Origin of the sequence: Burkholderia pyrrocinia (assembly GCF_018417535.1) — a bacterium.
In the GTDB taxonomy this organism is placed as follows: domain Bacteria; phylum Pseudomonadota; class Gammaproteobacteria; order Burkholderiales; family Burkholderiaceae; genus Burkholderia; species Burkholderia pyrrocinia_E.
Genome location: NZ_CP070978.1, coordinates 2,555,371 through 2,578,838, shown reverse-complemented (window position 1 = coordinate 2,578,838; position 23,468 = coordinate 2,555,371). Strand labels below are relative to the sequence as shown.

General features: G+C 63.3%; 14 protein-coding genes, 2 tRNA genes, 3 rRNA genes and 2 pseudogenes. 7 read left to right on the top strand and 14 right to left on the bottom strand.

The features are described from left to right. Positions 1 to 89: 89 nt before the first annotated feature. Positions 90 to 1,046, top strand: a complete 957-nt coding sequence (speB, locus tag JYG32_RS29785; RefSeq protein ID WP_021161147.1) for an agmatinase — start codon at positions 90 to 92, stop codon at positions 1,044 to 1,046. Between the two features lie 56 nt (positions 1,047 to 1,102). Continuing rightward, a complete protein-coding gene (locus tag JYG32_RS29780) occupies positions 1,103 to 2,428 on the top strand; it encodes an MFS transporter (protein WP_174383252.1) in 1,326 nt (441 codons plus the stop codon). Positions 2,429 to 2,709: 281 nt separating this feature from the next. Here JYG32_RS29780 and metE read toward each other — a convergent pair whose 3' ends face one another. Continuing rightward, entirely contained in the window at positions 2,710 to 5,004 is a 2,295-nt protein-coding gene (gene metE / locus JYG32_RS29775) for a 5-methyltetrahydropteroyltriglutamate--homocysteine S-methyltransferase (RefSeq protein WP_213265984.1), read from the bottom strand. A 126-nt stretch (positions 5,005 to 5,130) separates the two neighbouring features. On the opposite strand from metE, the gene JYG32_RS29770 reads away from it, so the two are divergent. After that, the gene (locus JYG32_RS29770) at positions 5,131 to 6,039 is read left to right on the top strand and encodes a LysR family transcriptional regulator (RefSeq protein ID WP_085042537.1); all 909 of its coding nucleotides are present in this window, start codon (positions 5,131 to 5,133) and stop codon (positions 6,037 to 6,039) included. A 25-nt stretch (positions 6,040 to 6,064) separates the two neighbouring features. Here the strand turns inward: JYG32_RS29770 and JYG32_RS29765 are convergent. Continuing rightward, positions 6,065 to 6,241: pseudogene (locus JYG32_RS29765) on the bottom strand (CbtA family protein); the annotation flags it as partial. Between JYG32_RS29765 and JYG32_RS29760 the strand changes: the two are divergent. The 3 genes and pseudogenes from JYG32_RS29760 to JYG32_RS29750 all read left to right on the top strand — a co-directional run. Next, positions 6,215 to 6,484, top strand: a pseudogene (locus JYG32_RS29760) (histidine phosphatase family protein); the annotation flags it as partial. The pseudogenes JYG32_RS29765 and JYG32_RS29760 overlap by 27 nt on opposite strands. Positions 6,485 to 6,664: 180 nt before the next feature. Beyond that, positions 6,665 to 8,257 (top strand): inorganic phosphate transporter, encoded by a 1,593-nt coding sequence (locus tag JYG32_RS29755; RefSeq protein WP_213265983.1) that lies wholly within the window; start codon positions 6,665 to 6,667, stop codon positions 8,255 to 8,257. 310 nt (positions 8,258 to 8,567) lie between these two features. After that, positions 8,568 to 9,311: a 2OG-Fe(II) oxygenase gene (locus JYG32_RS29750; RefSeq protein ID WP_213265982.1), complete on the top strand. Its 744-nt coding sequence runs from the start codon at positions 8,568 to 8,570 to the stop codon at positions 9,309 to 9,311. Positions 9,312 to 9,587: 276 nt separating this feature from the next. Here the strand turns inward: JYG32_RS29750 and JYG32_RS29745 are convergent, their stop codons facing one another. Next, positions 9,588 to 11,012 (bottom strand): DHA2 family efflux MFS transporter permease subunit, encoded by a 1,425-nt coding sequence (locus tag JYG32_RS29745; RefSeq protein WP_213265981.1) that lies wholly within the window; start codon positions 11,010 to 11,012, stop codon positions 9,588 to 9,590. 19 nt (positions 11,013 to 11,031) lie between these two features. On the opposite strand from JYG32_RS29745, the gene JYG32_RS29740 reads away from it, so the two are divergent. Next, on the top strand, positions 11,032 to 11,397 hold the full coding sequence (locus tag JYG32_RS29740; protein WP_213265980.1) for a hypothetical protein: 366 nt from the start codon (positions 11,032 to 11,034) through the stop codon (positions 11,395 to 11,397). Between the two features lie 169 nt (positions 11,398 to 11,566). On the opposite strand, the gene rrf is transcribed toward JYG32_RS29740, so the two are convergent. The 11 genes from rrf to phnT form a co-directional block, all read right to left on the bottom strand. Then, positions 11,567 to 11,679: ribosomal RNA gene (gene rrf / locus JYG32_RS29735) — 5S ribosomal RNA — on the bottom strand. 152 nt (positions 11,680 to 11,831) lie between these two features. Then, positions 11,832 to 14,713, bottom strand: a 23S ribosomal RNA gene (locus tag JYG32_RS29730). Between the two features lie 296 nt (positions 14,714 to 15,009). Beyond that, a tRNA-Ala gene (locus JYG32_RS29725) sits at positions 15,010 to 15,085 on the bottom strand. A 39-nt stretch (positions 15,086 to 15,124) separates the two neighbouring features. Continuing rightward, positions 15,125 to 15,201, bottom strand: a tRNA-Ile gene (locus tag JYG32_RS29720). A gap of 63 nt (positions 15,202 to 15,264) precedes the next feature. Further along, positions 15,265 to 16,797: ribosomal RNA gene (locus tag JYG32_RS29715) — 16S ribosomal RNA — on the bottom strand. The 16S, 23S and 5S rRNA genes sit together here with 2 tRNA genes alongside, the layout of an rRNA operon. Before the next feature lie 514 nt (positions 16,798 to 17,311). After that, positions 17,312 to 17,863 carry a phosphonate degradation HD-domain oxygenase gene (locus tag JYG32_RS29710; RefSeq protein WP_213265979.1) on the bottom strand — a complete coding sequence of 184 codons (552 nt, stop codon included), beginning with the start codon at positions 17,861 to 17,863 and terminating at the stop codon, positions 17,312 to 17,314. A gap of 4 nt (positions 17,864 to 17,867) precedes the next feature. Continuing rightward, a complete protein-coding gene (phnY, locus tag JYG32_RS29705; RefSeq protein WP_213265978.1) occupies positions 17,868 to 19,322 on the bottom strand; it encodes a phosphonoacetaldehyde dehydrogenase in 1,455 nt (484 codons plus the stop codon). Beyond that, on the bottom strand, positions 19,319 to 20,626 hold the full coding sequence (gene phnA / locus JYG32_RS29700) for a phosphonoacetate hydrolase (RefSeq protein ID WP_213265977.1): 1,308 nt from the start codon (positions 20,624 to 20,626) through the stop codon (positions 19,319 to 19,321). Before phnA ends, phnY begins: the two co-directional genes overlap by 4 nt. Beyond that, on the bottom strand, positions 20,623 to 21,483 hold the full coding sequence (gene phnV / locus JYG32_RS29695) for a 2-aminoethylphosphonate ABC transport system, membrane component PhnV (protein WP_213265976.1): 861 nt from the start codon (positions 21,481 to 21,483) through the stop codon (positions 20,623 to 20,625). Before phnV ends, phnA begins: the two co-directional genes overlap by 4 nt. Continuing rightward, complete coding sequence (gene phnU, locus JYG32_RS29690; RefSeq protein WP_174382656.1) at positions 21,473 to 22,393, bottom strand: 2-aminoethylphosphonate ABC transporter permease subunit; 921 nt, start codon at positions 22,391 to 22,393, stop codon at positions 21,473 to 21,475. The genes phnV and phnU overlap by 11 nt, the downstream gene beginning before the upstream one ends. Continuing rightward, the gene (gene phnT, locus JYG32_RS29685; protein WP_213265975.1) at positions 22,371 to 23,465 is read right to left on the bottom strand and encodes a 2-aminoethylphosphonate ABC transport system ATP-binding subunit PhnT; all 1,095 of its coding nucleotides are present in this window, start codon (positions 23,463 to 23,465) and stop codon (positions 22,371 to 22,373) included. The genes phnU and phnT overlap by 23 nt, the downstream gene beginning before the upstream one ends. Between the last annotated feature and the right edge of the window lie 3 nt (positions 23,466 to 23,468).

Here is a 23,468-nt window from a genome sequence, read left to right as displayed (position 1 = left end):
TCGCATTCTTCTTTCCCGGCGGAGCGCGTACAACTGTGCGCCAAGCCGCGTCGAATGATACGGCAACCCCACATCGGAAGAGGCGCCCCATGAACGACCACACCCATTTCCAGCCGCTCGGCGGCAATGAGATGCCGCGCTGCGGCGGCATCGCGACGATGATGCGCCTGCCGCACGTGGCGAGCGCCGAAGGCCTCGACGCATGCTTCGTCGGCGTGCCGTTCGATCTCGGCACGTCCAACCGCACCGGTGCGCGCTTCGGCCCGCGCCAGATCCGCACCGAATCCGTGCTGCTGCGCCCGTACAACATGGCCACGCGCGCCGCGCCGTTCGACTCGCTGCAGATCGCCGACATCGGCGACGTCGCCATCAACCCCTACAACCTGCACGATTCCATCGCGCGCATCGAAGCCGCATACGACGCGATCCTCGAGCACGACTGCAAGCCGATCACGCTCGGCGGCGACCATACGATCGCGCTGCCGATCCTGCGCGCGATCCACCGCAAGCACGGCAAGGTTGCATTGATCCACGTCGATGCACACGCCGACGTGAACGACACGATGATGGGCGAAAAGATCGCGCACGGCACGCCGTTCCGCCGCGCGGTCGAGGAAGGCCTGCTGCACGGCGACAAGGTCACGCAGATCGGCCTGCGCGGCACGGGCTACGCGGCCGAGGATTTCGACTGGTGCCGCGAGCAGGGCTTCCGCGTCGTCCAGGCCGAGGAATGCTGGAACAAGTCGCTCGCGCCGCTGATGGAAGAAGTGCGCGCCCGCGTCGGCGACACGCCCGTCTACATCAGCTTCGACATCGACGGCATCGACCCGGCCTACGCGCCGGGCACGGGCACGCCGGAAATCGCGGGCCTCACGGTGCCGCAGGCGCTCGAGATCATCCGCGGCGCGAAGGGGCTGAACATCGTCGGCTGCGATCTCGTTGAAGTCGCGCCGCCGTACGACCCGTTCGGCACCACGGCGCTGCTCGGCGCGAACCTCGCGTACGAACTGCTGTGCGTGCTGCCGGGTGTCAAGTACCGCGACTGATCCCCGCAAGACACGACCCATTCCAAATCAGAGAATTCAGAGGAGCACACATAAAGATGGGGACTTCCGTCAAACAACCGAAGCGGGCGGCGCTCGCGTCGTTCGTCGGCACCACGATCGAGTGGTACGACTTCTATAGCTACGCGACCGCCGCCGCCATCGTGTTCGGGCCGCTGTTCTTCCCCGGCGAAAACCGCTTCGTCAGCCTGCTCGCCTCGTTCGGCTCGTTCGCGGTCGGCTTCTTCGCGCGGCCGCTCGGCGGCGTGATGTTCGGTTATCTCGGCGACCGCTTCGGCCGCAAGCGTTCGCTGCTCGCGACGCTGATGCTGATGGCTGTGTCGACGGTCGCGATCGGCCTGCTGCCGACCCATGCGCAAGCCGGTGTGATCGCGCCGATCCTGCTCGTGCTGATGCGCGTGCTGCAAGGCATCGCGGTCGGCGGCGAATGGGGCGGCGCGGTGCTGCTCGCCGGCGAGCATGCGCCCGAAGGCAAGCGCACGTTCTTCGCGTCGTTCGCGCAGCTCGGCAGCGCGAGCGGCCTGATCCTGTCGATGCTCGCGTTCGGCGCAATCAGCACGCTGTCGAAGGACGACATGATGAGCTGGGGCTGGCGCGTGCCGTTCCTCGCGAGCGCCGTGCTGCTGGTGGTCGGCTTCGTGATCCGCGCGAGCGTGTCCGAGTCGCCCGAGTTCGAGGAAGTCAGGAAGAGCGGCAACACCGCGCAAAACCCGCTGCGCGAAGCGCTCAAGTACTGGCCGCTGCTGCTGCTCGCGATCGGCGCGAACGTGTACGGCATCGCCGGCGTGTATTTCAGCAACATCTTCATGATCAGCTACGCGACGCAGTTCCTGTCGCTCGACCGGTCGATGGTGCTGCATTGCATGACGATCGTCGCGGTGCTGCAGTTCGTCGTGCAGCTTGCGGCCGCGTTCCTCGCGCAGCGCTTCGGCACCACGCGCGTGCTGCTGATCACCGGCGCATGGGCCGCGATCGTCCCGTTCGTGATGCTGCCGCTCGTACACATGGGCACGCCGCTGTCGATCACGGTCGGCGTCGGCCTCGCGACGCTCGCGGAATCGGGCTACTACTCGGTGGTCGCGGGCTTCGTCAGCGGCATCTTCGTCGCGCGGATCCGCTATACGGCAATCTCGATCGCGTACCAGGTGTGCGGCGCGCTCGCCGGCGGCCTCACGCCGCTCGTCGCGACCGTCATCGCGCAGAACGTCGCGCCGCAATGGTGGCCGCTCGCGATCCAGTACACGAGTGCCGCCGTGCTGTCGTCGCTGTGCGTGTGGCTGATCTCGCGCCGCGTCAGCATCGACGATGCCGGCGCGCCCGGCAAGACGAACGAATCGCTGCCGCGCGGCGCGCGTACCGCGTAATTTCCGCACGACGGGCAGGCGGCTTCGCCTGCCCGGTTCTCGCGCATACGGGGCAGCCGACAGGTCGCCCGTTCCCGTTCCGGGAATCCCCTCCCTCGCCTGTTTCGCGACGACGTCGCCGTCAGTCTTCCCGACGGCCATCTTCAGGCGTTTTCACGCGGTAGTACTTCACGCCGATCCGGATAACGAAGCGTCCCGGGGCGCGCCCGGGACGGTCTGGATCGGTGCCGCGCCTGTCGCCGGAACGTCGATCGCGGCGGCAGGCACGCAACGTTCGCGCGTTATTGCATCGGGTTGCGCAGTGTCTTCGCGGCGGCGACCATGTTCGTCAGCGCCGGAATCACTTCCGCCCACTGGCGCGTCTTCAGGCCGCAGTCCGGGTTCACCCACAGACGCTCCGCCGGAATCCGTTCGGCCGCCTTCTTCATCAGGCCGACGATGTGATCCTGCGTCGGGATGTTCGGCGAATGGATGTCGTACACGCCCGGCCCGATCTCGTTCGGATACCTGAAGTGGTCGAACGCGTCGAGCAGCTCCATGTCCGAGCGCGACGTCTCGATCGTAATCACGTCCGCATCCATGTCGGCGATCGACGCGATGATGTCGTTGAACTCCGAATAGCACATGTGCGTGTGGATCTGCGTATCGTCCTGCACGCCGTTCGCGGTGATGCGGAACGATTCGACCGCCCACTTCAGGTACTCGCTCCATTGCGCGCGGCGCAGTGGCAATCCTTCGCGCAACGCAGCCTCGTCGATCTGGATCACGCGCACGCCGGCCTTCTCGAGATCGAGCACTTCGTCGCGGATCGCGAGCGCGAGCTGGTAGCACGACACCGAGCGAGGCTGGTCGTCGCGCACGAACGACCAGTTCAGGATCGTCACGGGGCCGGTCAGCATGCCCTTCATCGGCTTGTTCGTCAGCGACTGCGCATACGTGATCCATTCGACCGTCATCGCCTTCGGGCGGCTGATGTCGCCGAACAGGATCGGCGGCTTCACGCAGCGCGAACCGTACGACTGCACCCAGCCGAACTGGCTGAATGCGTAGCCGTCGAGCTGCTCGCCGAAGTATTCGACCATGTCGTTGCGCTCGGCTTCGCCGTGCACGAGCACGTCGAGTTCGAGCGATTCCTGTTCGCGCACGCTGCGTTCGATTTCAGCCTTCATCGCCGTGCGATAGCCCGCTTCATCCAGCGCGCCGGCCTTGAACTGGCTGCGCGCCTGGCGGATTTCGGCGGTCTGCGGGAACGAGCCGATCGTCGTCGTCGGGAAGGCCGGCAGGTTCAGTCGCGCCGACTGCTTCGGCGCACGCTGCGGATACGGGCTCGCACGGTTGCCGAGCTGCGCGTCGATGCGCGCGATCGCGGCCTTCACCGCCGGGTTGTTCACGCGCGGCGAGCGGCGGCGCGAGTCGATCGCGGCGGCGTTCGCGGCAAGCGCATCGGCCACCTTGTCGCGGCCTTCGTTCAGTGCGGTCGCGAGCACCCTCAGCTCGTCGAGCTTCTGCAGCGCGAACGCGAGCCACGATCGGATCTCCGCGTCGAGCTTTTCTTCGCTCGCGAGATCGACCGGCACGTGCAGCAGCGAACACGACGGCGCGAGCCACAGGCGCTCGCCCAATTGCTTCGCGAGCGGTTCGAGCCAGTCGAGCGTCGCGTTCAGGTCCGTCTTCCAGATGTTGCGGCCGTTGATCGCCCCAACCGACAGCACGCGCTCGGCCGGCAGTTCGAGCACCAATGCATCGACCTCGTCACGCGCATTGATCGCGTCGACATGCAGGCCGTCGACCGGCAGCGAGCTCGCGAGCGTCAGGTTGTCCTGGAGCTGGCCGAAGTACGTGGCAAGCAGCAGCTTGATGCGACGCGTCTCCAGCGCCGCATAGGCGGTGCGGAATGCCTGCCGCCATTCGGCGTCGAGCTCGGTGACGAGGATCGGTTCGTCGATCTGCACCCATTCGACGCCCTGCGCGGTCAGCGTGTCGAGCAGCGCGCCGTACACGGGCAGCAGCTTCGGCAGCAGCGCGAGACGGTCGGAATCGTCCTTCGCCTTGCCGAGCCACAGGTACGTGACGGGGCCGAGGATCACCGGCTTCGCGTTCACGCCCTGCGCGTTCGCCTCGGCCAGTTGCTGCAGCAGGCGCGACGGGTCGAGCGAGAAGTTCGTGTCCGCGTGGAATTCCGGCACGATGAAGTGGTAGTTCGTATCGAACCACTTCGTCATTTCAACGGCCGCGACACCGCCGCAGCACGCCGCGTGCCCTTCCGCCGACTGCGCCGAACGGCCGCGCGCAACGCGGAAATAGTTGTCGAGCGCGTCGCCCTGGAAGCCCTGCACGCGCTTCGGCAGGTTGCCGAGCGTGAAACTCATGTCGAGCACCTGGTCGTAGAACGCGAAGTCGCCGATCGGTGCCAGGTCCAGATCGCGCTGGTCGTTCCAGTGACGCTGGCGCAGCTCGGCGCCGAGCGCCTTCAACTCGTCGCGCGACGATTCGCCCTTCCAGTAGCGCTCGAGACCGAACTTGAGTTCGCGCTTCGCACCGATGCGCGGAAAACCGAGGTTGTGTGTCCTGACCATGAAGCTGCCGTCCCGATGTAGTGAATGTCCGGCAGCCATGATAGGGATTTCAAACCATGAAATAAAATGGCATTATTTCATTCATCCATTAAATCTGTTCATGTATCTGTTGCGCGAGCGATATCCATGCTGGAACGATTCCATCTCGTCGTCATACGTGAAGTCGAGCGCCAGGGCTCGCTGACCGCGGCCGCCAATGCGTTGCACCTCACGCAATCGGCACTCAGCCATACCGTCCGGAAAATCGAGCAGCAGCTCGGCACGCCGATCTGGGATCGGGAAGGCCGCGGCCTGCGGCTCACGCAGGGCGGGCAATATCTGCTGAAGCTGGCGAACCGGCTGCTGCCGCAGTTCGAGCTCGCCGAGGAGCGGATGAAACAGTACGCGAAGGGCGAGCGCGGCACGCTGCGCATCGGGATGGAGTGCCACCCGTGCTACCAGTGGCTGCTGAAGGTCGTGTCGCCGTACCTGTCGCGCTGGCCCGACGTCGACGTGGACGTGAAGCAGCGCTTCCAGTTCGGCGGCATCGGCGCGCTGTTCGGCTATGACATCGACGTGCTCGTCACGCCCGATCCGCTGAACAAGCCGGGCCTGCGCTTCGATCCCGTGTTCGACTACGAGCAGGTGCTGGTGGTCGCCGACTCGCACCGGTTCGCGAACGCCGACTACGTGACGCCCGAACAACTGACCGACGAGATCCTGATCACCTACCCGGTCGAGACCGACCGGCTCGACATCTACAACCAGTTCCTGACGCCGGCCGGCATCGTGCCGAGACGGCACAAGTCGATCGAGACGACCGACATCATGCTGCAGATGGTCGCAAGCGGGCGCGGCGTGGCCGCGCTGCCGAGATGGCTTGCCGATGAATACGCGGACCGGATGCCCGTCGTGCCGGTCAAGCTCGGCAAGAAGGGGATCGCGAAGCAGATCTTCCTCGGCATCCGCGAAGCGGACGCGTCGATCGACTACCTTGCCGCGTTCGTCGCGCTTGCGCGCGAATCGACGTGGAGCGCGCCGCGCATGCTGCGCTAGGCGCGCTCGCTTGCAATACGCGTCGGGCGGCGCGCATGCCGATGCGTTCGCCGCGCTCGACCCATGCGCCGAACCGCAGGCCGATCGTCGTCCACATGATCACCTGCATGCCGATGGCCGCGACGCGGAACTTCCACAGCACGGCGGCCGGGAAAGCGGCCGGCACTTCGTTGATCGACGGCAGCCCGAGCTGCACGGCGGCGAATCGTTCGACGCAGCCACGCGGCGCGTCGGCGCATGGTTGAACGCGCTGCAGCACGGCCGCGACATCGTCGCGATCACGCATGCGGCGATCGTTCGCGCGGCCGTCGCGCATGGGCTGCGGATGGATTCCAGGGCTGCAACTCGCATCGACGTCGCGCCGCTGTCGTGCACGACGTTCGTTGCATCGTCGCACGGCTGGACGTTGATCGCGGACGATGATCGGCGCAACACTGACGCGTAGGCCCCTGCTGTGTTGTGCTCACTATGTGGACCGCGATACGGGCCGACGTGTCTCGTCGCAGTCGCTCGTCGACACTCGCCTTACGTCTCTGCAAGAGACACCGTTGGTCGTCCCGACTGTCATCAAACTGACTACTGGCCGAAGCTAGGATCAGACGCGATTCCATTGCGAGATACCGTCATGAATCAACCTGCTTCGTCCGCCTCGAACAATCCGGGCTCCGTCGAGCGCACCCGGCAGGCCGGCTATGCCGTCTTCCTGCTGGTGCTCGCGATCGGCGCCGTCTATATCGCCACGCACCTGATCGACGATCTGTCGCCGGTCCGCGAAGGGTCGCTGTTCCCGTACGTGATGCTCGGCGCTGCGCTGCTGATCGCGCTCGGCTTCGAATTCGTCAACGGTTTCCACGACACCGCGAACGCGGTCGCCACCGTGATCTATACGCACTCGCTGACGCCGAACGTCGCGGTGATCTGGTCCGGCATGTGGAACTTCCTCGGCGTGATGGTCTCGAGCGGCGCCGTCGCGTTCGGCATCCTGCAATTGCTGCCGGTCGAGCTGATCCTGCAGGTCGGCAGTGGCGCGGGCTTCGCGATGGTGTTCGCGCTGCTGATCGCCGCGATCGTGTGGAACCTCGCGACGTGGTATTTCGGGTTGCCGTCGTCGAGCTCGCATACGCTGATCGGGTCGATCATCGGCGTCGGGTTGATGAACCAGTTGATGCACGGGCCGTCGGGCACGAGCGGCGTCGACTGGGGCCAGGCGCTCGGCGTCGGCAAGTCGCTGCTGTTCTCGCCGATCGTCGGCTTCCTGTGCGCGTCGCTGCTGCTGCTCGTGCTGAAGGCCGTCGTGCGGATTCCCGAGCTGTACAAGGCGCCGCCGAAGGACCAGCCGCCGCCGTTCTGGATCCGCTGCCTGCTGATCCTGACCTGCACGGGCGTGTCGTTCGCGCACGGTTCGAACGACGGGCAGAAAGGGATGGGCCTCATCATGCTGATCCTGATCGGCACGGTACCGACCGCGTATGCGCTGAACAAGGCCGTCACGCCGGCCGAATCGCAGACCTTCGTTGCGGTCGCGAACCAGGCGGCCGCGACGTTCGGAAAGTACACGAACGGCGTTGCGCCGTCCGCGAACCCGCGCGCCGACGTCGAACACTACGTGCAGCGTCGTGAACTGACGCCCGCCGTGCTGCCGGCCGTACAGCAGTTGTCCACGTCGCTCGCGACCGCGGTCGGCGCGTCGGGCTCGATGGCGGCCGTGCCGCAGCGCGACGTCGACAACGTGCGCAACACGATGTATCTGGTGTCCGAAGCCATTCGCCTGATCGAGAAGTCGGGTCAGCCCGCGTTCGCCGCCGACGACAAGCTCGCGATCGACAACTATCGCAAGCAGCTCGATCACGCGACGAAGTTCATTCCGACGTGGGTGAAGGTTGCCGTCGCGATCGCGCTGGGCCTCGGCACGATGGTCGGCTGGAAGCGGATCGTCGTGACCGTCGGCGAGAAAATCGGCAAGCAGCATTTGACCTACGGACAGGGCGCATCGGCCGAACTCGTCGCGATGCTGACGATCGGCGCCGCCGACGTGTACGGGCTGCCCGTGTCGACAACACACGTGCTGTCGTCGGGCGTCGCAGGCACGATGGCGGCGAACGGGTCCGGGTTGCAATGGAGCACGGTCCGCAGCCTCGTGCTCGCGTGGGTGCTGACGCTGCCGGCGTCGATCGCGCTTGCCGGCGGGCTCTACTGGTTGTTCCGGTCGCTGGGCTGAACGGGAAACGGTGGGTGGCCGGCGGAAGCCGGCCGCCTGCTGTAGAAGATTCAACCCTCGCTTCTCCACTTCTCCACTTCTCCACTTCTCCGCTCCGACACGTCGACGCATTCGGTGCGTCCATGCGACGTCGCGGGCTTTCCCTTCTTCCTTTTCCGAATTGGAGCGCAAGATCTGGAGCGCGCCGGCGCCTGGACGTCGCTAGACTGGGTTCATCAACTTTCACCGTGGATTCAACCGTGCGCGCGACGCTTCCCGAGCATTCCGCGCGACCGCACGGTGCCACACTGCCGACGAACGAGGCCCGCCCGTGAACATTGCCGATCTGCAACCTGCCGTCGAATCGCTGGACATCGCGCAACGCGTCGACACGGTCGACTGGTCGACCGTCGATGCCGAACTCGATCGCTACGGATGCGCACGCGTGCCGGGCCTGATCTCGACAAGCGAGTGCGATGCGCTCGCATCGCTCTATCCGCGGGACGCGCTCTATCGTTCACGCGTCGTGATGGCACGACACGGATTCGGGCGCGGCGAATACAAGTATTTCGCGTACCCGCTGCCCGCGATCGTCGCTGAGTTGCGTACGGCGATCTACCCGCATCTCGCACCGATCGCGAATCGCTGGAACCAGGCACTCGGGATCGACGTCCGCTATCCGAAAGACCATGCGACCTTCCTCGAGCGCTGCCACGCGGCGGGACAGGCACGGCCGACGCCACTGATCCTGCAATACGGTGCCGACGACTACAACTGCCTCCATCAGGATTTGTATGGCGAGCACGTGTTTCCGCTGCAAGTTGCGATCCTGCTGTCGGCGCCGGGCCGCGATTTCACCGGAGGGGAGTTCGTGTTGACGGAACAGCGGCCACGCATGCAGTCCCGTGCGGAAGTGGTGCCACTGACGCAAGGCGACGCGGTGATCTTCGCCGTGCACGGCAGACCCGTGCAGGGAACGCGCGGCGTCTATCGCGTCAACCTGCGCCATGGCGTGAGCCGGATCAGAAGCGGACACCGCCACACGGTCGGCATCATCTTCCATGACGCGCAGTAACGGTAATCCGGACGAACACGATACGGTCGTGCGACTTGTCGCGCCGATGGATTCGCGCAGGAAACGCCATGCGGCTGTCGCGCCATTCGCGCGTCATCACGCACAGTTCGTTGCGACCGGACATCGCCCTGCGATCTGCTCACTCGTCCACTGTGACAGATGGTGGATTTCGCTACCCGTCAGGCCATCACAGCCATGATGGATCGACGTTTCAAGTGAGCGACTGGAAGTAAAAGCACTCACCTGTCGCCACACAAGAACGATCAGCGGTCCGGCCTACCCTCGCGCCACATTCGCCCGCAGCCGGTCGCCTGCATCGGAAGCCAATCGCGCGTAGCCCGGCAACGTCAGCAGTGCGAGCACGCCCGCCGCGAAGAACGCCCAGCGGAAATCGTCGAGCACGTAGTGCATACCGGCCGCATCGCCGCGCACCAACGCCGCGAGCCGCAGCGACAACGCGCCGAACGCGATCCCCATCCCGATCGTCATCTGCTGTGCGGCGCTCCACAGCGTGCTGGCCGCGCTCGTCTGCTGGGCCGGGATATCCGCGTAGGCCAGCGTCGCGAGCGTCGTGAACTGCATCGACCGCGTAAGCCCGTAGACGAATACGACGAACAGCGTGATCGTCAGCGGCGTCGATGCGGTGAGCCAGCCGCACGCGATCGTGAAGATGCCGACGATCGTCACATCGACGAGCGCGACGCGCCGGAAACCGTAGCGGTCGAGGATCCACGACGTTCCCGCTTTCATGCCGAGATTGCCGAGCGCGCTCGCCAGCAGCAGCAGGCCGGACTGGAACGGCGACAGCCCGAAGCCGATCTGGAACAGCAGCGGCAACAGGTACGGCACGGCGTTGATCGCCATCCTCGTGATCGAGCCGGTGATCACCGTCACCGAGAACGTCGGCACCTTCAGCGTCGTGAAATCGAGCAGCGGATGCGCGCAACGTCGCGCATGCAACCACGCTGCGATGCCGAACGACACGCTCGCACCCACCAGGACGGCCGCACGCGTGAAGTGGACATCCTGCTGGCCAGCCGCCTCGGTGCCGATCAACAGACAGGTCAGTGCTCCACCGGCCAGCACGAAGCCGACCCAGTCGAGCGGCCGTTGCTCGTCGGCCCGCGTGTTCCGGACGATCAGCCAGGTACAGACGAGCGCGGCGATGCCGAACGGGACGTTCAACAGGAAGATCCATCGCCAGGACGCATAGGTCGTGATGAAGCCACCGATCGGCGGCCCGACGACAGGCGCGACGATGCCCGGCCACGTGATCGTCGCGATCGCGCGCATCAGCCTTGCCTTCTCGGTGCTCCGCACGACGATCATCCGTCCGACCGGCACCATCATCGCCCCGCCGACACCCTGCAGCAGCCGCGCAGCCGTGAACGTCGCCACGCCATTGGATAGCCCGCACAGCACCGACGCACCGGTAAAGACGACGATCGCACTGGCGAACACCGTGCGCGATCCATACCGGTCCGCGATCCAGCCGCTGATCGGGATGAACACCGCGAGCGCAAGCATGTAGGCCGTCATCCCGAGGCTCAGCGCGTTCGGCCCGACGCCGAACGAGTGTGCCATTTGCGGCAGCGCGGTCGCGATCACGGTCGTGTCGAGGTACTCCATGAAGAACGTTGCGGCGACGAGATACGGCAAGAAGTCGGTCGTCCGACCACCTTGGGCAGGGCTGTCAATCATGAACGGTGCAGGAGACGGAATGCAGAAGACACCGACCGCCAGCGGATGCAGACAAGCGCCGGGGATCGGGACGAATGGCGATATTACCCTGAAGGGCTTGGTCTCCGCTTTGCCAGCTCATGTCGAGCGAATGCACTTTATGCGCATAGATTTCGGGGACGGTTTCGTGCTGCGTTCGCCGAATGACGTTCTCGAACAGGTTGAGGCGAAGCGTGGAAGGACGGGAGGTAAGGCTGGATGCCTTTCGCACAAGCGCGCCATTTATCGAACATTGTCGACGAACGTCGCCCATCAGAAGCCATTACACATCATCTTTGGGCGTATCGACATGCGCAAAGCGCCGGCTGGAGGTGCATCGATGCGATGCATAGAGGAAGGCATCTGAAGATTTCAGCAGCGCAGAATTGCGGATCTGCCCGGGAACGGTAGCGGTCCAAATCGACGCCTGCGGGACCCCGCTCCGACCACGCTGCCCCTTGCTCGGCCGGCCTGCAATTTGGCCGCGCCAATGCAAAAACCCCCGCCTTTACGGGCGGGGGTTTCTGGCTTAGGGAGCCTGACGATTACCTACTTTCACACGGGAATCCGCACTATCATCGGCGTAGAGTCGTTTCACGGTCCTGTTCGGGATGGGAAGGGGTGGGACCGACTCGCTATGGTCATCAGGCAAAGAGGGGTGTCGCGCGGCTTCGCAGCGCGACCAATCGGGAAGAAGCAGTAATCTTGGGTTGTGTGTATCACACACGAGAATCCAACCCGTCTCTCTCGGATGGCAGCACGTGCATCGCACGGCGCTCATCTACAAGGCAGACTTGTTATAGGATCAAGCCTTACGGGCAATTAGTATCAGTTAGCTGAACGCATTACTGCGCTTACACACCTGACCTATCAACGTCCTGGTCTCGAACGACCCTTCAAGGGGATCTAGTCCCCAGGGATATCTCATCTTAAGGCGAGTTTCCCGCTTAGATGCTTTCAGCGGTTATCTCTTCCGAACATAGCTACCCGGCGATGCCACTGGCGTGACAACCGGTACACCAGAGGTTCGTCCACTCCGGTCCTCTCGTACTAGGAGCAGCCCCCTTCAAATATCCAACGCCCACGGCAGATAGGGACCAAACTGTCTCACGACGTTTTAAACCCAGCTCACGTACCTCTTTAAATGGCGAACAGCCATACCCTTGGGACCGGCTACAGCCCCAGGATGAGATGAGCCGACATCGAGGTGCCAAACACCGCCGTCGATATGAACTCTTGGGCGGTATCAGCCTGTTATCCCCAGAGTACCTTTTATCCGTTGAGCGATGGCCCTTCCATACAGAACCACCGGATCACTATGACCTGCTTTCGCACCTGCTCGACTTGTCGGTCTCGCAGTTAAGCACGCTTATGCCATTGCACTATCAGCACGATTTCCGACCGTACCTAGCGTACCTTCGTACTCCTCCGTTACGCTTTGGGAGGAGACCGCCCCAGTCAAACTGCCTACCATGCACTGTCCCCGACCCGGATCACGGGCCAAGGTTAGAACCTCAAACAAACCAGGGTGGTATTTCAAGGACGGCTCCACCGAAACTAGCGTTCCGGTTTCATAGCCTCCCACCTATCCTACACAGATCGGTTCAAAGTCCAATGCAAAGCTACAGTAAAGGTTCATGGGGTCTTTCCGTCTAGCCGCGGGTAGATTGCATCATCACAAACACTTCAACTTCGCTGAGTCTCGGGAGGAGACAGTGTGGCCATCGTTACGCCATTCGTGCAGGTCGGAACTTACCCGACAAGGAATTTCGCTACCTTAGGACCGTTATAGTTACGGCCGCCGTTTACCGGGACTTCAATCAAGAGCTTGCACCCCATCATTTAATCTTCCGGCACCGGGCAGGCGTCACACCCTATACGTCCACTTTCGTGTTTGCAGAGTGCTGTGTTTTTATTAAACAGTCGCAGCCACCAGTTTATTGCAACCCCTTCACCCTTTGCCCGCAGGGGCATCAAGCTACAAGGGCGTACCTTATCCCGAAGTTACGGTACCAATTTGCCGAGTTCCTTCTCCCGAGTTCTCTCAAGCGCCTTAGAATACTCATCTCGCCCACCTGTGTCGGTTTGCGGTACGGTCATCGTTAGACTGAAGCTTAGAGGCTTTTCTTGGAACCACTTCCAATTGCTTCGCTCCCTAAGGAGCTCGCGCCACACCCTTGAATTCCGCGCCCGGATTTGCCTAAGCGCCTTCTCCAATGCAGCGACCGGGACTTCCAACACCCGGACAACCTTCCGCGATCCGTCCCCCCATCGCATCTAACAATGGTGCAGGAATATTGACCTGCTTCCCATCAGCTACGCATTTCTGCCTCGCCTTAGGGGCCGACTCACCCTACGCCGATGAACGTTGCGTAGGAAACCTTGGGCTTACGGCGAGGGGGCCTTTCACCCCCTTTATCGCTACTCATGTCAGCATTCGCACTTCCGATACCTCCAGCACGCTTTTCAACGCACCTTCGCAGGCTTACGGAACGCTCTCCTACCATGCGAGCATAGCTCGCATCCGCAGCTTCGGTATATAGCTTAGCCCCGTTACATCTTCCGCGCAGGACGACTCGATCAGTGAGCTATTACGCTTTCTTTAAAGGGTGGCTGCTTCTAAGCCAACCTCCTGACTGTTTTAGCCTTCCCACTTCGTTTCCCACTTAGCTATATTTGGGGACCTTAGCTGGCGGTCTGGGTTGTTTCCCTCTTGACACCGGACGTTAGCACCCGATGTCTGTCTCCCGTGATTGCACTCTTCGGTATTCGGAGTTTGCTATGGCGGGGTAATCTGCAATAGACCCCCCAACCATGACAGTGCTCTACCCCCGAAGGTGAGACACGAGGCACTACCTAAATAGTTTTCGGAGAGAACCAGCTATTTCCAAGTTTGTTTAGCCTTTCACCCCTATCCACAGCTCATCCCCTAACTTTTCAACGTTAGTGGGTTCGGACCTCCAGTACGTGTTACCGCACCTTCATCCTGGCCATGGATAGATCACTTGGTTTCGGGTCTACGCCCAGCAACTGAACGCCCTATTCGGACTCGCTTTCGCTACGCCTGCCCTATACGGTTAAGCTTGCTACTGAACGTAAGTCGCTGACCCATTATACAAAAGGTACGCCGTCACCCCTTGCGAGGCTCCGACTGTTTGTATGCATGCGGTTTCAGGATCTATTTCACTCCCCTCCCGGGGTTCTTTTCGCCTTTCCCTCACGGTACTGGTTCACTATCGGTCGATCACGAGTATTTAGCCTTGGAGGATGGTCCCCCCATCTTCAGACAGGATTTCACGTGTCCCGCCCTACTTGTCGTACACTTAGTTCTTTCATACTGTTTTCGCCTACAGGGCTATCACCTGCTATGGCCGCACTTTCCAGAGCGTTCGGCTAACAATACAAATAAAGAGTACAAGGCTCATCCCATTTCGCTCGCCACTACTTTGGGAATCTCGGTTGATTTCTTTTCCTGCGGTTACTTAGATGTTTCAGTTCACCGCGTTCGCTTCACTGGACCTATGTATTCAGTCCAGGATGACCCAAAAGGGCCGGGTTTCCCCATTCGGACATCTACGGATCAAAGCTCGTTTGCCAGCTCCCCGTAGCTTTTCGCAGGCTACCGCGTCCTTCATCGCCTGTGATCGCCAAGGCATCCACCACATGCACTTGTTCGCTTGACCCTATAACGAGTCTGTCTCGTTACAGGTTGAGTTCTCGCGTTGTGCCGTATTCCAAAATCGAGTCGAACATGAAGTTCGAATCATCTTGAGATACATCGATACAATCACAACCCGGATAGTTTTCACGTCCATCTCATAGACGCTTCCGCTATCCAAATTACTTGCTTCTTCCAGATTGTTAAAGAACGACAGCCGATATGGTGTTACTCATATCACTCTGACTGGCTCAATCGCCAATGGCAAATGCTCGTCTCACACGTCACTTTCGTGTGATCCAAACGCTTCCCATTGAAGATTGGTGGAGGCAGACGGGATCGAACCGACGACCCCCTGCTTGCAAAGCAGGTGCTCTCCCAGCTGAGCTATGCCCCCATGTACAGAGACCTCAGGTACCCACATACCGCCAGACAATGGTGGGTCTGGTTGGATTCGAACCAACGACCCCCGCCTTATCAAGACGGTGCTCTAACCGACTGAGCTACAGACCCCTGAGTCTGTCTTTAATTTACAGCCGATAAGCGTGAGCGCTCAACTTTGCGAGATAGCTCTGGAAAGGAGGTGATCCAGCCGCACCTTCCGATACGGCTACCTTGTTACGACTTCACCCCAGTCATGAATCCTACCGTGGTGACCGTCCTCCTTGCGGTTAGACTAGCCACTTCTGGTAAAACCCACTCCCATGGTGTGACGGGCGGTGTGTACAAGACCCGGGAACGTATTCACCGCGGCATGCTGATCCGCGATTACTAGCGATTCCAGCTTCATGCACTCGAGTTGCAGAGTGCAATCCGGACTACGATCGGTTTTCTGGGATTAGCTCCCCCTCGCGGGTTGGCAACCCTCTGTTCCGACCATTGTATGACGTGTGAAGCCCTACCCATAAGGGCCATGAGGACTTGACGTCATCCCCACCTTCCTCCGGTTTGTCACCGGCAGTCTCCTTAGAGTGCTCTTGCGTAGCAACTAAGGACAAGGGTTGCGCTCGTTGCGGGACTTAACCCAACATCTCACGACACGAGCTGACGACAGCCATGCAGCACCTGTGTATCGGTTCTCTTTCGAGCACTCCCGCCTCTCAGCAGGATTCCGACCATGTCAAGGGTAGGTAAGGTTTTTCGCGTTGCATCGAATTAATCCACATCATCCACCGCTTGTGCGGGTCCCCGTCAATTCCTTTGAGTTTTAATCTTGCGACCGTACTCCCCAGGCGGTCAACTTCACGCGTTAGCTACGTTACTAAGGAAATGAATCCCCAACAACTAGTTGACATCGTTTAGGGCGTGGACTACCAGGGTATCTAATCCTGTTTGCTCCCCACGCTTTCGTGCATGAGCGTCAGTATTGGCCCAGGGGGCTGCCTTCGCCATCGGTATTCCTCCACATCTCTACGCATTTCACTGCTACACGTGGAATTCTACCCCCCTCTGCCATACTCTAGCCTGCCAGTCACCAATGCAGTTCCCAGGTTGAGCCCGGGGATTTCACATCGGTCTTAGCAAACCGCCTGCGCACGCTTTACGCCCAGTAATTCCGATTAACGCTCGCACCCTACGTATTACCGCGGCTGCTGGCACGTAGTTAGCCGGTGCTTATTCTTCCGGTACCGTCATCCCCCGGCTGTATTAGAACCAAGGATTTCTTTCCGGACAAAAGTGCTTTACAACCCGAAGGCCTTCTTCACACACGCGGCATTGCTGGATCAGGCTTTCGCCCATTGTCCAAAATTCCCCACTGCTGCCTCCCGTAGGAGTCTGGGCCGTGTCTCAGTCCCAGTGTGGCTGGTCGTCCTCTCAGACCAGCTACTGATCGTCGCCTTGGTAGGCCTTTACCCCACCAACTAGCTAATCAGCCATCGGCCAACCCTATAGCGCGAGGCCCGAAGGTCCCCCGCTTTCATCCGTAGATCGTATGCGGTATTAATCCGGCTTTCGCCGGGCTATCCCCCACTACAGGACATGTTCCGATGTATTACTCACCCGTTCGCCACTCGCCACCAGGTGCAAGCACCCGTGCTGCCGTTCGACTTGCATGTGTAAGGCATGCCGCCAGCGTTCAATCTGAGCCAGGATCAAACTCTTCAGTTTAAACCTGTTACTGTTTTCGGTTCTTTCGAACCGGTCGCTCACTCAAAGCTGACAGGTATATGAATCACTTCATAAACCTGACTTACTTTAGTGTGAGACTCTTGATACTTTCGCTATCTGATCCGAGGATCAGCTCGCTTCCATCAAGCGCCCACACTTATCGGCTGTTAATTTTTAAAGAGCGGTTCTGCGAGAAATTCGGCGTTGGCTTCGTTTCCCGGCAGCGCTGCGTTTTCAGCAGCAGAGAAGCGAGATTATGAACCGTGTTTCGCAGCGCGTCAACAACTTTCTGAACGACTTCGTTGCGACTGCGGGGCCCATCTTCCGTCGCCAGCCGTGCGCCCAACCTGCTGCACACCACCGACTCCGCTTCCCTCTCCCGCGCCGCGTTTCCGTGAGCGCGAAAGAGGCGTGATTCTATGCAGCCCGCGGCAATCGTGCAAGGGGTTTCGCAAAAAATATAAGGCCCCGCACGCTACCGCGTGCGGGGCCTTATATAGAAGCAGCCAAACCGTCAGGCCGCGCGTACCTGGCGCGCGACGATCTCCATATAGTGATCGAGATCCGGCGTCGTTTTTCCTTCTTCCTTCGCCGTATCGTCCCAGCGGCGCAGACGCAGCGCGTCCTCCGCGAACGGGCGCTGCAGGAATGCCGCCGTCTCCTCTTCACTGAAGATGCCGCCCTGCAGCGCGAGGCTGCGCACCGAGTCCGGCGACAGGCTCTTGAAGTAGCCGGCGTCCGTGCGGCACAGGCAGCGCTTCGCGTCGACGTGCAGCCGGATCGGCTCCAGCACCGCGTCGGAAAACAGCGGCCGCACGAACGGCAGCACGTAATACTGATGCAGGTCGTCGATCCCGCGCGCGCTCGGCGTCTCGCCCTGGCGATTCAGCAGATGCCCGAGATCGTGCAGGAACGCCGCCGCAACCAGCGCTTCGTCCGCGCCCGCCTCTTCCGCCAGCAATCCGCTTTGCAACGCATGCTCGAGCTGCGTGACAGGTTCACCGCTATAAGCCACATGGCCATGCTCGCGATACAGCCCGTGGATCTCTTCCACCGTCAATGCCATTCGTTCACTCCCAGGGCAGCGAAAACGTCTTCAGGTTCGTGAAGCTCTTCATCGCCTCCTGAACGCCTTCCTTGTAACCGAGCCCCGAATCCTTGATCCCGCCGAACGGCGACAGTTCGATCCGGTATCCGGGCACTTCCCATACATTCACGGTGCCGACGTTCAACTCGTTCACGAACCGCACGACGGCAGCCGTGCTGTCGGTGCAGACACCCGACGACAATCCGAACGCCGTCCCGTTGCTGATCCGGATCGCGTCGTCGATCGTGTCGAACGTGATGACGGGCGATACGGGACCGAACGTCTCCTCGCGCACGATCGTCATCGACGGATCGACGTTGTCGAGCACGGTCGGCGCGTAAAGCGCGCCGCGCCGCACGTTGCCGGTCAGCAGGCGTGCGCCCCGCGCGACCGCCTCTTCGACCCGCGCCTCGAACAGCCGCGCCGCCGCCTCGTCGATCACCGTGCCCATTTCGTTCGCGGGATCGAACGGATCGCCGTACTTCCACGCGCGCGTCTTCTCGACGAGCAACTCGGTGAACGCGGGCGCGATCGAACGCTGCACCAGCATCCGCTTGACGGCCGTGCAGCGCTGGCCCGAATTCCGGTACGAGCCGAGCACCGCCAGCGATGCCGCACGTTCGAGATCGGCGTCTTCGAGGACGATCAGCGGATCGTTGCCGCCCAGTTCCAGCACGATGCGCCGGTAGCCGGCCCGCGCAGCAATCGCCTTGCCGATCGCCACGCCGCCGGTAAACGTGATCAGCGACGCATGCGGATGCGTGACAAGCTCGTCCGCGATCTCGCGCGGATCGCCGGTCAGTACCTGCAGCATCGGCTCCGGCAATCCGGCCTCGACCAGCAGGTCGGCCAGATAGAACGCCGACAGCGGCACCTTCTCCGACGGCTTCACGATCACGCGGTTGTTGGTCGCGATCGCCGGCGCGATCTTGTGCGCCACCTGGTTCATCGGATGATTGAACGGCGTGATCGCGACGATCACGCCGTCGAGCGGCTGCCGCTGCGAGAACACGCGCCGAGCCTTGCCGTGGGGCGTCAGGTCGCACGAAAAACTTTGCGCGTCGTCGCGCAGCGCCTCGACCGCCGCGAACTTCAGCACGTCGGCAACGCGGCCGATCTCGTAGCGGGAATCCCGTTTCGACAGCCCCGATTCGAGCGTGATCAGGTCGGACGCTTCCTCGGTGCGCTCGCGCAGCAGCGCGGCCGCGCGCTCGAGGATCTGCGAACGCTCGTAGCGCGTGAGCTTCGGCCGGTAGGCCATCGCATAATCGAACGCGGCGCGCACGTCGTCGACACTGGCGAGCGGCGCGGTGCCGACCCGGGCGCCCGTATAAGGATCGTCGATGTCGAAGGTGCGCTCGCGCGTCGCGCGCGTGCCGCACCAGCGCAGCGCCTCGGCGCGAAACTCGGGGTGGTCTTGCCGGGGGTGAGCCATCATGTCGCGATCCGGTTCAGCACGAAATCGAACACGTCGAAGTTGCGCGGGCGACGCGCGGGATCGTCCCGCTCGATACGGCGATTGAACAGCAGCGGCACTTCCTGCTCCGACACACCGCCATGCGAACGCAGCGGCACCGTGAGGCCCGACAGATCATGTTCGCGCTCGCGCGTACCAAGCGTCGTGTCGCGGCGGCCGATCACGACGAGATCGCCGATCCGGTCGGCCGGCAGCTCGAAGCGTGCGGCGGCTTCCGCGTTGTCGAGCACGAGCTCGACGCCGTCGAGGCCGCCGACGCGCCACATCGCCTCGGCCCGGTCGACGCCCGGCGCGAGATAGACGGTCGCAAACGAGCCCAGCGCGCCGTGGTGCACGACGTACGGATCGGTAATCGGCAGGATCACGCGCGCAGCCTGCGCGCCGTACCAGCCGTCGAACGCATCCTGCAGATAGATCACGTTCGGCCGACCGGTCGCGGGATCGTGCTTCGCGTTCATCCCGTGGTCGGCCGTGAGCCCGATCGCCCAGCCGAGCGCGTCGAGCTGCGCGAGGTAGCCGTCCATCATCGCGTAGAACGCGTTCGCGCCGGCGCTGCCCGGCTCGCACTTGTGCTGCACGTAGTCGGTGGTCGACAGGTACATCAGGTCGACCTGGCGCGTCTGCGCGAGCCGCACGCCGGCCGCGAATACGAATTCGGACAACGCCGCGCTGTATACATCCGGCGACGGCAGGCCGACCCAGTCGAGCACGTCGACGATGCCGTTTTCCGCGAGATTCGCCTGCGCGGCCTTCTCGGCGGAAAAGCAGATGCCGTTCATCTGCCAGCCGAGCAGCCGGCGCAGCTTGTCCTTCGCCGTCACGACGGCCACCCGTGCACCGTCGTCGGACACCGCCGCGAGCAGCGTGCCGGCCCGCAGATAGGCCGGGTCGTTCATCATCACTTCGGCGCCGCGCCCGCCGTCGGCGGTCGCGTCCCAGAAATAGTTGCCGCAGATCCCGTGGACCGACGGCGGCACGCCGCAGACGATCGACAGGTTGTTCGGGTTGGTGAAGGTCGGCACGACGCAATCGGCGCGCCACGCCGTACCTTCCGCGATCATCCGGCCGATGAACGGCGCGACGCCCGCCTCCACCGCGCGTTCGAGATAGTCGTACTCGCAGCCGTCGACGCAGACGACCACGGTCGGCTCGACCGGCAGCCGGTAGCGCCGGCCGTTGACGTCGACGGATCGTCCCGCGAGATCCGGCGATGCGCCGGGCGCCGACGCTTCACCGGGATGGCGCAATGCGAACGCGGCGTTCATGATGCCGCGCGCGTGCCGCGCGGCACGCGCGCGGCGATCAGCAGCAGCGCCGCGAGCGACGCACCGAGCATCAGCAGCGACAGCGCCGATGCCGGGAGGTAATAACCACGCTCCACCTGGCCGATCACGACGATCGGCACGGTCGCGAAGCCGGGCGGATAAACCGTCAGCGTCGCGCCGAGCTCGCCGAGCGACAGCGCGAAGCCGAGTGCGAGGCTCGCGCGCAGCGCCGGCACGAGTTGCGGCAGCAGCACGCGGCGCAGCACCATCGCGGGCGGCGCACCGAGGCTCGCCGCGGCTTCGCGCAGCACGGTCAGTTCCGGACGCAGCGCGGCGGCCGCGCAGCGATAGCAGAACGGCAGAATCAGCGCGAGCTGCACGAGCACGACGATCGCCGCCGAGCTCGACAGGTCGAGCGGCTTCTGGTGATACGCGATCAGCACCGCGAGCCCGAGCACGACGCTCGGCACACCGTTCGGCACCATCACGAGCGCGTCGACGACCGCGCCGAGGCCGCGCCGGTCGCGCCCTTCGAGCGCAAGCGCGAGCCACAGCCCGAGGATCGTGCCGATCGCCGCCACGCCGAAGCCGATCTCGAGGCTCGTCAGCAGCGCGTCGTATTCCGGCGACCCGAGCCGCTCGAACCAGCGCAGGCTGTAGCCGGCCGGCAAGATCGTGCCCGACCATTGCGTCGACACGCTCGACAGCGCGACGACGATGACGGGCAGTACGAACAACCAGAAGCACGCGAATGCGGCCAGCGCGAGCGCCGCGCGAGACGCATGCTTGAGCAGCGCGTCGCTCCAGCCGATCTGGTGACGCGGCACGCCCTGCCCGATACGGAATTCAGCGGACATCGTTTCCTCCCGTCGCGCGCCGGTTCACCCGGCGATAAACCATGTACAACGCCAGCGACAGCGCGAGCATCACGACCGCGCCGGCCGACGCGGTCGGCAGGTCGAGATCGACGGTCGCGCTGCTGTAGATCGCGACCGGCAGCGTCACGAGCCGCGCGCTGCCAAGCACGAGCAAAATCCCGAATTCGTTCAGCGTCAGCAGGAAGCACAGCACGGTGCCGGCGGCGATGCCCGGCCACGCGATCGGCAGCACGACGCGGCGCGCGAGCATCCAGCCAGGCGCGCCGAGGCTGCGCGCGGCTTCGATCAGCCGCAGGTCGAGCGTCGCGAACGATGCGAGCGTCGGCCGCACGACGAACGGCGTATAGAACACGGTCTGCGCGAGAATCACGCCACCGATGCCGAACAGGAAATCGAGCGGCGGATTCTCGAGATGGAACAGGTGCTGCAGCGCGATGCTGATCGACCCTTGCGAGCCGTACAGGAAGATCAGCGTGAACGCGACGAGGAACGACGGAAACGCGACGTACAGTTCCAGGAAGCGCGTGACGAGCGATGCGCCCGGAAACGGCTTGAAGAACAGCAGCGCGGCCAGCAGCACGCCGAGCACCGACGCGGTGCCGGCGCTCGCGAACAGCACGCCGAGCGTCGTCAGCAGCACGTTGCGCGTGTCGGGGTTGCCGAAGAAGGTCCGGTACGCGGCCAGGCTCAGCCCGTGATCGCCCGATACGCTCAGCAGCACGAGCCGCACCAACGGATAGATGACAAGCGGGCCCAGCACGACGGCTGCGAGCGCGGCCAGGTGCAGGTCGCCCATGCGCTTGCGGCGCCGCGCGACGGCGGCGTGCGCGGCGGCGGACGCGAGCACGTGCGGCGGCAGGCCGGCTTCAGGGCTCGATAAGGACGACATCGTCTGCCTCGCAATGCAGGGAAACGCGCGCACCGCGCTCGGGGGCCGCGCCGCGGCCGCGTTGCATCGTCACGCGCACGGGTTCGTCGGGTGCCGCGTCGATCACGACCGCGATCGACAGGTCCGCGCCCTGCCATTCGACGGACGACACCGTGCCGTGCAGGCCGCCCGCCGCGGGCGGCATCACGGTCAGGCGCTCGGGGCGCACGCACGCGACCTTGCCGCGCACGTCGTGGCGCGGATCGCCGAGCGGGAAGATCACGTGCGGCGGCAGCAGGTTCGCCGGGCCGAGATAGCGTGCGACGTAGCCGTCCCGCGGCTCGTCGTAAAGCTGCTGCGGCGTGCCGAGCTGCGCGATGTGGCCGTCGCGCATCAGCAGCGCGCGGTCGGACAGCACGAGCGCGTCGTCGCGGTCGTGCGTCACGCAGACGACGGTCAGGTTCGGCAGGCGCTCGTGCAGCGCCTTCAGTTCGCTGCGCACCGACGCGCGCAGGTTGGCGTCGAGCGCCGACAGCGGCTCGTCGAGCAGCAGCACGTCCGGCTCGATCACGAGCGCGCGGGCCAGCGCGACGCGCTGCTGCATCCCGCCCGACAGTTGCGCGGGCAGGTGGTGGCCCGCATCGCCGAGCTGCACGAGCTTCAGCGCGTCGGCGACGCGTCGCGTCACTTCCGCCGACGCCATGCTGCGCGCGCGCAGCCCGAATGCGACGTTCTCGAACACCGACAGGTGCGGGAACAGCGCGTAATTCTGGAACAGCAGACCGAGATTGCGCTTGTGCGGCGGCGCATAGGTCAGGTCACGTCCGGCAACGGTCAGCGTGCCGGTCAGGCCGTCGGCCTTCACGAACCCGGCGATGAAGCGCAGCAGCGTGGTCTTGCCGCAGCCGCTCTTGCCGAGCACGGTCAGAAATTCGCCGGCGCCGATCGACAGCGACAGATCTTCCAGCACCGTGCGTGCGCCGTAGCGCACGCTCAGGTGCTCGACCTGCACGCCGCCCGGCGCGCCGGACCGCAGCGTCGCGTGCGGTGCGGCGGCGCCGAATGCGCCGGGATGGGTCAGGGTGGTTTCCACCGG

Coding starts and splice junctions, on each gene's coding strand:
- speB (WP_021161147.1), top strand. CDS start 90: ATGAACGACCACACCCATTTCCAGCCGCTCGGCGGCAATGAGATGCCG.
- JYG32_RS29780 (WP_174383252.1), top strand. CDS start 1,103: ATGGGGACTTCCGTCAAACAACCGAAGCGGGCGGCGCTCGCGTCGTTC.
- metE (WP_213265984.1), bottom strand. CDS start 5,004: ATGGTCAGGACACACAACCTCGGTTTTCCGCGCATCGGTGCGAAGCGC.
- JYG32_RS29770 (WP_085042537.1), top strand. CDS start 5,131: ATGCTGGAACGATTCCATCTCGTCGTCATACGTGAAGTCGAGCGCCAG.
- JYG32_RS29755 (WP_213265983.1), top strand. CDS start 6,665: ATGAATCAACCTGCTTCGTCCGCCTCGAACAATCCGGGCTCCGTCGAG.
- JYG32_RS29745 (WP_213265981.1), bottom strand. CDS start 11,012: ATGATTGACAGCCCTGCCCAAGGTGGTCGGACGACCGACTTCTTGCCG.
- JYG32_RS29740 (WP_213265980.1), top strand. CDS start 11,032: ATGCAGAAGACACCGACCGCCAGCGGATGCAGACAAGCGCCGGGGATC.
- JYG32_RS29710 (WP_213265979.1), bottom strand. CDS start 17,863: ATGGCATTGACGGTGGAAGAGATCCACGGGCTGTATCGCGAGCATGGC.
- phnY (WP_213265978.1), bottom strand. CDS start 19,322: ATGATGGCTCACCCCCGGCAAGACCACCCCGAGTTTCGCGCCGAGGCG.
- phnA (WP_213265977.1), bottom strand. CDS start 20,626: ATGAACGCCGCGTTCGCATTGCGCCATCCCGGTGAAGCGTCGGCGCCC.
- phnV (WP_213265976.1), bottom strand. CDS start 21,483: ATGTCCGCTGAATTCCGTATCGGGCAGGGCGTGCCGCGTCACCAGATC.
- phnU (WP_174382656.1), bottom strand. CDS start 22,393: ATGTCGTCCTTATCGAGCCCTGAAGCCGGCCTGCCGCCGCACGTGCTC.